Annotated in this window: 9 protein-coding genes and 2 pseudogenes; 9 read left to right on the forward strand and 2 right to left on the reverse strand. The window is 46.2% G+C overall.

What is annotated here, in order from left to right; translation table 11 throughout:
• Positions 1-127: 127 nt before the first annotated feature.
• The 6 genes from NX720_RS19870 to NX720_RS19895 all read left to right on the forward strand — a co-directional run bounded on the left by NX720_RS19870 (position 128) and on the right by NX720_RS19895 (position 6,324).
• Entirely contained in the window at positions 128-862 is a 735-nt protein-coding gene (locus tag NX720_RS19870) for a hypothetical protein (RefSeq protein ID WP_262596960.1), read from the forward strand.
• A 293-nt stretch (positions 863-1,155) separates the two neighbouring features.
• Positions 1,156-1,401: a hypothetical protein gene (locus NX720_RS19875; protein WP_262595374.1), complete on the forward strand. Its 246-nt coding sequence runs from the start codon at positions 1,156-1,158 to the stop codon at positions 1,399-1,401.
• On the forward strand, positions 1,401-2,360 hold the full coding sequence (locus NX720_RS19880; protein ID WP_262601619.1) for an ISAzo13 family transposase: 960 nt from the start codon (positions 1,401-1,403) through the stop codon (positions 2,358-2,360). Before NX720_RS19875 ends, NX720_RS19880 begins: the two co-directional genes overlap by 1 nt.
• A 627-nt stretch (positions 2,361-2,987) precedes the next feature.
• Positions 2,988-4,301 carry a group II intron reverse transcriptase/maturase gene (ltrA, locus tag NX720_RS19885; protein WP_262595376.1) on the forward strand — a complete coding sequence of 438 codons (1,314 nt, stop codon included), beginning with the start codon at positions 2,988-2,990 and terminating at the stop codon, positions 4,299-4,301.
• Between the two features lie 224 nt (positions 4,302-4,525).
• Positions 4,526-5,257 carry a hypothetical protein gene (locus NX720_RS19890; protein WP_262596961.1) on the forward strand — a complete coding sequence of 244 codons (732 nt, stop codon included), beginning with the start codon at positions 4,526-4,528 and terminating at the stop codon, positions 5,255-5,257.
• A 311-nt stretch (positions 5,258-5,568) separates the two neighbouring features.
• On the forward strand, positions 5,569-6,324 hold the full coding sequence (locus NX720_RS19895; RefSeq protein ID WP_262596962.1) for a hypothetical protein: 756 nt from the start codon (positions 5,569-5,571) through the stop codon (positions 6,322-6,324).
• A 569-nt stretch (positions 6,325-6,893) separates the two neighbouring features.
• On the opposite strand, the pseudogene NX720_RS19900 reads toward NX720_RS19895, so the two are convergent.
• Positions 6,894-8,255: pseudogene (locus NX720_RS19900) on the reverse strand (IS110 family transposase).
• 300 nt (positions 8,256-8,555) lie between these two features.
• Here NX720_RS19900 and NX720_RS19905 point away from each other — a divergent pair.
• The 3 genes and pseudogenes from NX720_RS19905 to tnpA form a co-directional block, all read left to right on the forward strand.
• Complete coding sequence (locus NX720_RS19905) at positions 8,556-8,729, forward strand: hypothetical protein (protein WP_262596963.1); 174 nt, start codon at positions 8,556-8,558, stop codon at positions 8,727-8,729.
• Positions 8,696-10,108, forward strand: a complete 1,413-nt coding sequence (locus tag NX720_RS19910; RefSeq protein WP_262596964.1) for a transposase — start codon at positions 8,696-8,698, stop codon at positions 10,106-10,108. Before NX720_RS19905 ends, NX720_RS19910 begins: the two co-directional genes overlap by 34 nt.
• An 82-nt stretch (positions 10,109-10,190) precedes the next feature.
• A pseudogene (tnpA, locus tag NX720_RS19915) lies at positions 10,191-10,496 on the forward strand (IS200/IS605 family transposase); the annotation flags it as partial.
• A gap of 529 nt (positions 10,497-11,025) precedes the next feature.
• Here tnpA and NX720_RS19920 read toward each other — a convergent pair.
• Complete coding sequence (locus tag NX720_RS19920) at positions 11,026-12,300, reverse strand: MFS transporter (protein WP_262596965.1); 1,275 nt, start codon at positions 12,298-12,300, stop codon at positions 11,026-11,028.
• Positions 12,301-12,342: the final 42 nt, after the last annotated feature.

The raw sequence follows: 12,342 nt of genomic DNA on the forward strand, positions 1-12,342 counted from the left end.
ACATAAGTCACTGATATTTTCATGCAAATCTACTCACTCTGAGAAACGGTATTAATGACAAATACCGTGTATGCATCAGAAAAATGTCACTCAAGAGAGGAATAACGGTCATAGGAAGGAGTTCACAATGTTGACTGAATCAAGGCTTTTTGACCGAAACAACCTGCTGTGCCTGGATAATCCTTCTAATTTCCAGAACACAATGAATGTTACCGGTGCCTGTTATGTGCCTAGCAACTGGGCCACTGACCTGGGTAATGAAGGGGTGCTTGTGACACACAAACCCTCCTACTTCTCTGGTTATGTTTTTCGGGGTGACCTTAGAAGACCAACAGAGATTTTAGAAAGTGGTTTTAACATAGCTGCCCCTGTCATCCGGGGGCGAGATCTGGATCGGGTAATGTCCGGGGCTATGAGGGGGGGATATACGGGTCACTACGGTGTCTCTACAAGTATTTGTATTTCTGCCACGACCAGATACGCTACGGGCAATTATTTTTTCTATAACGTGCATTTCGTGGCTTTTGACGGTTATATCTACCTTATCGACGCTGTACATTTTAAAGGCTTTGCCATTCCCAGCCCGCGCCCCGATAACCCTATAGCGATCAGATTTCCCCATTTACGGGAAATTTATGAAGTTAACTTTCCTCACTTAATCCCCAATTTTAAAATTGTCGGTATTGTATACCTACCGGGGCATGGTTTGGGCCCATGGCCTGATTACCCATCAAAACTATCCCTGGCTGTAAATCCATATTATTCGGCATCTTTCGTCTATGGGCACCAGAAGACAGGTATGGAAGCTGCGAAAGTGGTAGCGGATCGCTTCAATGTCATGCATGGCTGGGTTGTGGTTTAATTGTTGAAAATCACATCTAAATTAATATCTGTTCAGTCAACCATTGCAAGGTTTGTACAAATACTGTCGCGAATATCTTAAGGAACGTCACATACATCTAAGGGAAGCAGCAGAACATAATATACCGCTGTTGGCTTTTGGCGGTTGGCTGTATGAGCAGCTAATAGCCAAAAGCCCGGTAAGTTATTGAATGCTGCGCCCCTAAGGAATAGTCCCAGAATAACTTCCGGATTTCCCCTGAGGCCGTAGATTAGGGATAATAGCCTCAGCAGTAACAAGTGCAGGAAGTTATCTTGAGCCATTATTCTCCAGCCGTCGCCATTCAGATGATCCGTTTCTACAATACCCTCAATGAGCGTGATCGCAGGCGTTACGCTGCTGTCGAGGCTGTTAAGCTTGGGCATGGCGGCATTGCATTCATATCTAAGTTATTAAACTGTGATCCAAAAACCATTAACCGTGGCATTACTGAACTCAAATCAGAAGAACAACTGAACTCTGTCCGGCAGAGAAAAAAAGGGGTGGACGAAAAACACTGATCGAGAAAAATCCCAAGGTCGTTGATAACTTTCACTTGGTTTTACATAACCACACTGCGGGAGACCCGGTACGACAGGGCTTGAAATGGACTAACCTTTCCCGTCGCAAGATATCCAGAAAACTCAAGGAACTTGGAACTCCTGCCAGTAAAAACATCGTTTCCCGCCTGCTTCATGAGAGTGGCTACCGTCGTCGTAAACCACAGAAAAAACAAACCATGGGTCAAAATGCCGATCGCAATGCTCAATTTGAAAAAATTGCCCATTTGCGAAAAGAGTATCTTGATGCGGGCAAACCAGTGATCAGTATCGACACCAAAAAGAAAGAATTGCTGGGTAATTTTTATCGTGAAGGCATTGTTGATTCTGCAGAACCGGTTATCGTTAATGACCATGATTTCCCCAGTGCCAGCGATGGCAAGGTCATTCCTCATGGAATTTACGACCTGAGCAAAAACACTGCGTCCCTGCATCTTAACGCCAGCCATGATACGACTGAATTTGCATGCGAAAGCATTGAACTCTGGTGGCATGAGCAGGGTCGACGAGACTATCCAAATCATAACGAGTTGCTCATTTTATGTGATGGCGGAGGCAGTAATAGTGCGTTGACGTATATTTTCAAGGAAGATTTACAAGCACTGTCAAATCGCCTGGGTTTGGCAATACGGATAGCGCACTATCCACCATACTGTTCCAAATACAACCCAATAGAGCATCGCTTATTTCCCCATGTGACGCATGCCTGTAAGGGGGTATCACTGGAAAGCATCGAAACAGCAGCACACTACATGAGCAAAACAGAGACAACCACAGGTCTTGCAGTGACAGTCAGGATTATCGACAAAGTCTTCGAGACTGGCCGGAAGTATGCGGCTGATTTCAAGAAAAACATGACCATTCAGTTCGATAAGTTTCTACCAAAATGGAACTATAGAGCTATTCCTGCCACTGGATGAAATCTGGAAGTTATTTCGGTTGCGACAGGCTAAGCCTGAGAATGTGGGAGGCTCCATGAGTTGAAATCATTCGTTGAAATCCAGCAGGTTCGACTCCTGCCCGGTAAAGACTAACCATCAGCCGGAAGCGAGTATTGCATAGTCAGTGGTAACGCTGGCTGTGAAGCGTATACAGCGGGTACTAAAGCCGTGGGATTGAGTCTCGAAATAATTGCATCGTTGGTGGGCTTCATTCTCTGGAAGATGGAGTCAGCACTGGACTGCCGGTAAGGTGAGGCAAATCCAGCCCGACCGGGATCCGAGGCTAGGGCATAGGTACAGGATGGATTTCTCAGGAACCTGCGAGGTCCAGTATTGACCTGAGTAAGACAGCCATTGGTTCTATGGCTGAAAAGAACCCGGTCGTCAGGTTATGCTTCAGACCCGGCGGAGCGAATATGAAGCAACTCTCAGGAGTCCGGAAGCGAATTCATAAGTGACCGGGTAGTAGGTACTGGAAGTCTTAGTGTCCCATAGTACTGATGACAACGGGGAACTCCGCTCAGGAGGACCCGGACGAGGAAAGGGGGCACCGTAGTTATTGACCCGTCTGTGGGAAACACATGAGGTGCACAGAAACTGATGTTTGTGTCAACGAAACAGAGACGGATAGCCATACTGGCCAGAGACAACCCGGCCATGGTATTCACTTCTCTCAATCACCATATGGATTACAACTGGCTTTTGCAGGCGTATCAACTGACTCGCAAGGATGGTGCGACAGGTGTAGATGGTCAAACAGCCGAGATATATGCGGTACAGCTGGAGTCTAATCTCCTTAATCTGCTGGATCGAATTAAATCTGGCCAATACCGTGCCCCTGCCGTACGACGTACATACATAGATAAGGGAAAAGGTCAGAAAAGGCCGTTGGGTATTCCCACCTTCGAGGACAAGATTGTCCAAAGAGCTGTGGTTATGCTGTTGGAACCGATCTATGAGCAGGATTTTTACAACTGTTCATTTGGCTTCCGGAAACAGCGGTCTGCACATCATGCGTTGGAAAGCCTGCGTAACCATATTATGAGAGACAGGGCTTACTGGGTTCTGGACGTGGATATACAAAAGTATTTCGATACGATTGACCATGGACAGCTGAGGAAGTTTCTCGCCAGACGAGTAGTTGATGGCGTGGTAAGAAAGCTGATTGATAAATGGTTGAAGGCAGGTATTCTTGAATCCGGGGAGGTTTCCTACCCGGTACAGGGAACGCCTCAGGGCGGAGTGATTTCGCCATTATTAGCCAATATTTATCTGCATTATGTATTGGATGACTGGTTTGTACAGACAGTTCTGCCAAGAATGAGAGGGCGGTGCAGCCTGACCCGGTTTGCTGATGACAGTGTTATGGTGTTTGAAAATCATGATGACTGTCGTCGGTTTGAAGAAGCACTTGCTAAGCGCTTTGAACGATACGGGTTAAATTTGCATCCGGAGAAAACGCAGTGTGTGGACTTTCGGCCTAATCACCGGAAAGAAAACAAGCGCTGTGGAAATTCGGTCACCTTTGACTTTCTTGGATTCACACACTTCTGGGGAGTATCCCGGAAGGGAAACACTGTTATATTCCGGAAAACAGCCAAAGGGCGGATTGCCAGAACGCTGAAGGCATTCAACGACTATTGTCGTAAACATAGACATGACTCGTTGATTGATCAATACGCTGCATTGAACCGGAAACTTCGGGGACACTATGCGTATTTTGGTATTACAGGCAACGCCAAATCCCTGGGAACCATCCAACATAAAGTGAAGATAATATGGCGAAAGTGGCTCAGTCGATGTTCGCAGAAGAGCTACATCACATGGGAGAAATTCAACCTGTTCCTGAAACGTTTCCCCTTGGCACCGCCAAGAATCCATCATCAGTATTACCGAGGTTATCAGCCAGTGAACCAATAATTATGAGGAACCGGATGCGTTAGTTGCGCACGTCCGGCTCTATGAGGGTTGAGGTCGGTAACGGCCTCTTCTACTCGGAGACTATCCCTAAGATATAGGAGTCACTGATATTTTCATGCAAATCTACTCCCTCTGAGAGGCGGTATTAATGACAAATGCCGTGTATACATCAGGAAAATTCCACTCAAGGGGCTGGCAATAGCGGCTACAAGAAGGGGTTCATAATGTTGACTAGAGCAGGGCTTTTTGACCGAGACAACCTGCTGTGCCTGGATAATCCGGCTAATTTCCAGAACACAATGAATGTGACCGGTGCCTGTTATGTGCCCAACAGCTGGACCACTGACCTGGGTAATGAATGGGTGCTTGCAACACACAAACCCTCCTACTTCTCTGGTTATGTTTTTCGGGCTGACCTCAGAGACCCACTGGTGATTTTAGAAAGTGGTTTTAGCATAGGTGCCGTCAGCCACGGCCGGGATCTGGATCAGGTAGTGTCCGGGGCTTTGGGGGGGATTACAGATCACTACGGCGTCTCTACAAGTGTCTGCGCTTCTGCCACTACCCAATACGTCACAAACAAGTTTTCCATGTATAATTTTAATATCTGGTATTTCTGTGGTTATATCTACCTCATTGACGCTGTACATTTTAAAGGCTTTGCCATTCCCAGCCCTCGTCCCAACCATCCTATAGCTATCAGGTTTCCCCATTTACGGGAAATTTATGAAGTTAACTTTCCTCACTTTATTCCCAACTTTAAAATTGTCGGTGTTGTATACCCACCGGGGCATGATGGTTTGAGCCCATGGCCTAATTACCCATCAAAACTATTCTTGGCTGTAAACCCATATTATTCAGCATCTTTCGTCTATGGACACCAAAAGACAGGTACGGAAGCTGCGAAAGTGGTAGCGGATCGCTTCAATGTCATGCATGGCTGGGTTGTGGTTTAATTGTTGAAAATCACATCTAAATTAATGTCTGTTCAGTCAACCATTGCAAGGTTTGTACAAATACTGTCGCGAATGATAAACCCTGATGTTGAGGTTATTGATTCAACGCGGCTAAGGAATAGAAGGAACAGCGAGTGGATGCTATTGCCAGAATTATCTTAAGGAACGTCACATACGTCTAAAATATAGGAGTCACTGATATTTTCATGCAAATCTACTCACTCTAAAAAACGGTATTAATGACAAATGTCGTGTATGCATCAGGAAAATGTTACTCAAGGAGGAATAGCGGCTACAGGAAGGGGTTCATAATGTTGACTATAGCAGGGCTTTATGCCCGGAATAACCTGTTGTGCCTGGATAATCCGGCTAATTTCCAAAACACAATGAATGTGACCGGTGCCTGTTATGTGCCTAACAGCTGGACCACTGACCTGGGTAATGAAGGGGTGCTTGTGACACACAAACCCTCCTACTTCTCTGGTTATGTTTTTCGGGGTGACCTCAGAAACCCAGTGGAGATTTTAGAAAGTGGTTTTAGCCTGGATGCCCCTCTCAGGCAGGGTCGGTATCTGGATAGGCTAGTGTCCGGGGCTGTGAGGGGGGATACAGGTTCCTACGGCATCTCTACAACTGTCTGCGCTTCTGCCTCTACCCGATACGTCATGGACATCAAGAACATATTTAATATGAGTCTCTGGTATTACGACGGTTATATCTACCTCATTGACGCTGTACATTTTAAAGGCTTTGCCATTCCCAGCCCTCGTCCCAATGATCCTATAGCTATCAGGTTTCCCCATTTACGGGAAGTTTATGAAGTTAACTTTCCTAACGCCATTCCCAATTATAAAATTGTAGGTGTTGTATACTTTCCGGGGATAAATAGTATTACCCAACAGACCATATGGCCTCAACACCCACCAAAACTCATGCTGGCTGTAAACCCATACTATTCGGCATCTTTCGTCTATGGACACCAAAAGACAGGTATGGAAGCAGCGAAAGTGGTAGCGGATCGCTTCAATACCATGCATGGCTGGGTTGTTGTCCTGCCTGAATTCTAGTAATAAAATGCTTTCCAAAAGCACTTTATTCAATTCTGTGGACAGTTTTTTGAGGGCTCAGCATTGATGCACCAAGGCTTGCGGTGTTTGTCAACAAAGATGTCGCCTCCACCTCAATGGCACTGACTTAAGCCCTCACCCCTTGTATTTATTGAGTTGACAAGCTTTAGCTCTAGAGTGCTGGAGCTTTTTAAATGCCTCTGGTCGCCTCTTTACGGCTCTTGGTTCTGATCGTCCCGGTCGGTCTCCAACTTTTTTATGTCTCCGATGATAACTATCATTTGAGCTTGAACCTGGTTGAGAGTGCCATTGGGATAAAGAGTGTTTGATTGGTTACCTTCTTCATACAATCCAGTTGTGCGTGAGGCTATCTGTATTTGCGCTTGCTTTTCCAGTCCTTCAGAATTAGGAATATAATTTTCTTTACTCTTTTCCGGTTTTTCATCTCTTTCTTTTTTTTCGGTAAAACCAAAATTACTCTTAAGTTCACCTATTGTGCTTGATCCTAAATTCAGCGGTTAACCCCTGAGCTTCTGAGTAACTCCTCCGGTCTCGCCACTTGCACAGAGTCAAGCTGGTGAGGCTGTTTCAACCCTGACCAGCTTGTACCCCATTTCTTCTGCACGCTTTTTCATATTTTTAATCACTCGGTCACGATACTGCTCCTCGTAGTAATCCTGACCTCGCTCAACATATTCTGATCCATTTTTCAGCATGCTATAAATCAGTCGTGCAAGTTTGTGTGCAGTCGCTGTAATCGCTTTGGGTGCACCCAGCTTACTTCTCATCCGGCGATAATAGGCTCCTAGGGCACTTTTTGAATTTACCAGTGTCAGTGCGGCCATCCTCAGAGCTGAAGCAGCCCTGTTTGGAATCCTTTTGGTCTTACTGCTTAACACCTTTCCCCCGGATATTTTGTTTCCGGGACTCAGCCCCAGCCAGGAACAAAAGTGCTTCTCTGTCGGCCAGCGGTTCATGTCCGTCCCTGTCTCAGAAATAACTTTCAGGGCGGTATTTTCTTCTATCCCCTCGATCGCTGTCAGATCGACCCCGGTCATCCTTTAAAGGTGAGCTCTTACATCAAAGCCGGGGGCGCTGGCTGATTTTCTCTTTGCAGGCAATGAGGCGCTTTCGACCTGATCATCGAACTGACTCAGCTGATTCTCAAGTGCCTTATCACAAGCTTCGATTTCCTTTTCGTAAAAATCATAAAGCTCAACGGCCTGCTTCAGAGCAAACAAATGCTCTGCCCGATAGTGTCCATGCAATGATTTAGCAATGACTTTCTCTGATTGCTTGCAATGGGAATCACGGTGGCTCGCCAATACTACAGGATCGCGCTCACCCCTGAGGATGGAACGAATGATGCTCATCCCGGTTTTGCCGGTAACATCCGAAACGACATTATCCAGCAGCAGGTTCATTTGGCGTAAGGCTTTCTGCATGTGCTGTATGTGCGACGCTCGATAGCGGATCAGGGTTTCACGCTGGCGCATGTAAGCACGCAGAGCGCACACTTGATCTTCAGGACGAAAAGCACCTTCAAGCAAGCCATGTGTATGCAGTTGTTGTAACCACTGGCAGTCCTGTACGTCACTTTTACGACCAGGGACGTTTTTAACGTGGCGTGCATTCACCAGCCTGACTTCAAGCCCGTGCTCTTCAAGCATTTCGAAAGCAGGAATCCAGTATATTCCGGTGGACTCCATGACTACGGTGGTAATCCCGATACATACAAGCCACTGGGCCATTATCTCGAGATCAGCAGTGAAGCAGGCAAAAGACCGGACAGGCTTATCATCCAGCTCTTCAGGGACAGCAACAAAGTGGAACTCTGAGCCAATATCAATGCCTGCCGCGTAGAGGTTGACGGTTTTAAGGTGACCAGATATTCGTTTTTGTGCTTTAGTGGGTTTTGGGTTGTGCTTCATGACTGCCTACCTATACTCCAGAGCGAAGGCATATCTGGGTATGGGGCTGTCGATCATATGCAGTCTTCCGAACGAGATCGCCAGGCGTCATCAGTGATGCGGTCGCCAGCCTCCCGACCACGCTAAACTCCGGGCACGGGGCACCAGTGTGCGTTCGGTCTCTGGCCTGGATATGCCTTCCTCCTTATCGTAGAACGAAGGCTCAAGGTTAGCTTATTAAAAGAGTTACTCTGGGATGCGTGCCCGCAGGGTGAGCTAGTCCGCTAAACTCTAACCCTCAACAATATTGAGGGCTCGAAGATGGTTCGACCACCAAAACCCACTCCCCCAAAGGGTGAGTTGTCTGAAATGGAAAAAGATCCCTTATCCGTCAAACTCGAAGTCGATTCTTTCGACGGTAAAATTCATGTCAGTGGGAGCCTGAAGCATCGGTCACCCCAATGGGACAGCTTCCTTTTTTTATACAGTTTTTAAAAACAGGTCACCGATTTGAACCCTGGATTAACGATTGCCCACTAACTTATAAAAGTCCAAACGCCCCTCAAAAAGTGGATGTGATTGGCTCATTAATGCTTTCCATTCTTTCAGGACATAAACGCTATGCGCATATCGGAACAATTATTGGTGATAAAGTAAACGCTCAGTTGCTCGGGATGAAAAAAATTGTCAGCGATGATTCTGCCAGACGTGGTTTAAAGAAGATTGACGAAGATGAAGGCGTTGAATGGATGCAAAAACACCTCCATCTCTGTTTTGATCCGTTATTAACCATTCCATGGATTATGGATGTTGATGTTACCGTGAAAACCATTTATGGGCATCAGGAAGGAGCGGTTAATGGCTATAACCCACATAAGAAAGGGAGACCCTCTCATACTTACCACTCATATATGATGGCTAATCTTAAATTAATACTGGAGGTTGAAGTCAGACCCGGAAATCAAAGTCAAAGTAAATACTCTTTACCCGGTTTAATGGAGCTATTAAATCGACTTCCAAAACGCTGCTGGCCTGAATTTGTTCGTGGTGATTGTGATTGGGGAAGTGACCGGGTAATGAGCGAATTGGAAGATGCTGGTTGTCATTATCTTTTTAAAATGAAGAAGCACGACAACGTTAAGAAAGCCATAGGGAATGCACACTGTAGCGGAGGATGGGTAAAATACGACAACCATTGGGAGGGAAAAGAATCCGTAATTAAACTGTCAGGTTGGAAAAAAGAAAGACGCATAATTATTGTTCGAAGACGGCGTCCTGAAAATGAAATACCGATGTTGGAAAAAGGAATAAAAGAACGTCAACAAACGTTAGCATTAATAGAAGAGCCAGAAAATATAAAAGCTTACGAGTATTCGGTTCTGGTCACATCTCTTGATAATGATATAGTCTCGATCATTAATCATTATCGCAATAGGGCTGACTGTGAAAATAACTTTGATGAAATCAAAAACCAATGGGGCTGGGGCGGTTATGTAACAAAAGATATGGCAAGATGTCGAATGCTGGCCCGAATGGTTGCCTTGGTTTACAACTGGTGGACGCTATACGTTCGATTGAGTAATCCGGACTCCCATAAAGAATCAATTACCAGCCGTCCCTTATTAATGAGTTCAATTGGCAAGCTGACCCACTCTGGCAACCAAAAGAAAATAAAGCTGACAAGCCAGCATCGATGGATGTATAAAATTGCGAAATTACAAAGTGAACTGTGTGATTTTTTTTATTCAATCAAAAGTATCGCACCGCAGTTGAATCCAATTAACGCATGGTGTCGTATTTTAACGAAAGCGGTCTCAAAATTTTTAAAAAAAGGGCAGGTTATTACGATGCAACCATTAATTCGATCGGGCTAATGACTTAAAAAAACGCTGCTCAGAACCGTGAGAAGCTATTCCTAATGGCATGGCTCAGTGGCGTTCAACTGCTGAATTTAGGATCAAGCAGTTACGGGAGTCGTTCGAGAGTGCATGTGAAAAACTGGAATGCCAGTTACTTGAAATGGATGGCGAAAAAGATCACGTACACCTGTTGGTGGCCTACCCACCAAAACTGGCTATCAGTGTCATGGTAAATAATCTCAAATCAACATCATCAAGACGGTTGCGAATGCTGAATACCCACCTTACTGCTCAGAGCAAAGCAGGCTTAATGTGGTCAAGGTCTTACTTTGCTTGCAGTGCTGGCGGTGCAACTATCGAGACTCTGAAGGACTACGTTAATAGCCAGAGTACACCAGATTGATGGCGGAAGGCTCTGCGCCTTCCCGTCTTATATCCCCGCCCGCATTGGGCGAGGGTTTACGACGATTTTGCTAACGTTAGTCCTGCTGACTCCCCTGTTATGCAACCCCTTTTAGTTATTCCATAAGATCATCCCCACGAAGGTGATAACAGGGATAGAACCATGTTTTTGCACATGCAGCACACAAAGGAGTTTAAACGCATCAGGGGGGTATTTCAGATACTCATGACGCTGGTCAGCTTTTTGGGTTTTAACGAGGCTGTGCTGGCGGAAAGGTATCGGACGTCACAGTATATCAAGAATGATAACACCCGCATGATTGTGGTGAAGAACCCGATGACTGAGCCGTTAAGGCTGGACTGTTCGGCTATACAGCTAATACAACGGACAGCCTTGAAGAATGGAGTGCATTCATATTGAGCAAGTGTGAGACACCCGGTCATTGACCTCTTCACCCGGTTCAGTGAAGACCTTGCGCCAGCCTGGGTAATCAATGGCGGCTGTCGTCTAGAAGCTGCTGAAAAAATGGTCAGCCAGTTTTGAGAAAAACAGGCAACTTCCATGCTGCCAGCAATCCCAGGCTACCGCTTGTCATCAGATACCAGGCCGGAGCCTGAAGGTTGTTGCTCCAGCCAATCAGTGCCATGGCAATCAATGGCGTTAAACCTCCGAACAGGGCATAACCGGCGTTATAGCAAAAAGCGATGCCGGAATAGCGTACATTGACTGGAAACAAAATCGACAGGGTCATCAGTGCGGCGGTCAGACTGCCGACCATCAGGCCGCTGAGCAACATGATCCAATACACATCAAAACCCGCAACATACCAGTAAAATACCGGTGCCGAGAACAGCACAATAAAACCGTATGCTGCATACAGAAGACGGCGAGCAGGCAATTTATCCGCCAGATGTCCGGCAACAATCGTCATTAGCGACGAGATAAAAATACCTATGCCACCAGCCAGCGCAACATCACTGCCGGGATAATTCAGCATTTTTGTCAAATAGCCCGGTGTAAACAAAAACAGCAACGTCAGGGCGCTGGCTCCCGGCGCAATCAGAAAAACACCGAACAGTAGCTCACCCCGATGCAGTTGCAGTAGCTGTACCAGAGGTACAGCAGAACGCGCTTTGTACTTGATAAGCTGTAAAAACAGACCGGACTCCTGAAAACGTTTGCGTATCATGTAACTGCAAATACCCAACGTACCTCCCAACCAGAAAGGTACCCGCCAGCCCCACTCCTGCATGCTTTCTTCAGGCAGCCACCAAAGCATTAAGGCATTCACCAGCGAACCAAACAAGACGCCATTCGTCAGTGCCGCAAACAGCAGGCTGATGACCAATCCACGACGATGCTCAACGGTTTCACTCAGATAAGTCATGGCACCGGGAATTTCTCCCCCAATAGAAAAGCCCTGCAATATCCGCAAAAACACCAGCATCAGAGGAGCCCAGATACCAACCTGAGAATACGTTGGCAAGCACCCCATCAGAAAGGTCGACAGTGCCATAATTAAAACCGTAGCGACGAAGATAGGTTTTCGTCCAAAGCGATCACCCAGATGCCCAAATACAACCCCACCTAATGGTCGGACAAGATAACCAATCGAAAACGTCGCAAAGGTTGTTAGCAGTGAAGTGTAGGGATCGTGTCCCGGAAAAAAATGGTCAGCAATAAATGGTGCCATCAGGGCGTAGATAATAAAGTCATAGAGCTCCAGGAAGCCCCCCATAGAGGTTATAAAGATTAATCCCAACTGCTCTCTGGATAAATCTGTTTTGCTATTACTCTTCACCATGAAATGCCTTCTCAATTTCTGCTAATTCCAGCCCGGAAGTTA

This window comes from Endozoicomonas euniceicola (assembly GCF_025562755.1).
Classification (GTDB): domain Bacteria; phylum Pseudomonadota; class Gammaproteobacteria; order Pseudomonadales; family Endozoicomonadaceae; genus Endozoicomonas_A; species Endozoicomonas_A euniceicola.

Bases quoted from the DNA above. Each gene is read 5' to 3' on its own strand.
- NX720_RS19870 (WP_262596960.1), top strand. From the start codon at position 128: ATGTTGACTGAATCAAGGCTTTTTGACCGAAACAACCTGCTGTGCCTG.
- NX720_RS19890 (WP_262596961.1), top strand. From the start codon at position 4,526: ATGTTGACTAGAGCAGGGCTTTTTGACCGAGACAACCTGCTGTGCCTG.
- NX720_RS19895 (WP_262596962.1), top strand. From the start codon at position 5,569: ATGTTGACTATAGCAGGGCTTTATGCCCGGAATAACCTGTTGTGCCTG.
- NX720_RS19905 (WP_262596963.1), top strand. From the start codon at position 8,556: ATGGTTCGACCACCAAAACCCACTCCCCCAAAGGGTGAGTTGTCTGAA.
- NX720_RS19910 (WP_262596964.1), top strand. From the start codon at position 8,696: ATGGGACAGCTTCCTTTTTTTATACAGTTTTTAAAAACAGGTCACCGA.
- NX720_RS19920 (WP_262596965.1), bottom strand. From the start codon at position 12,300: ATGGTGAAGAGTAATAGCAAAACAGATTTATCCAGAGAGCAGTTGGGA.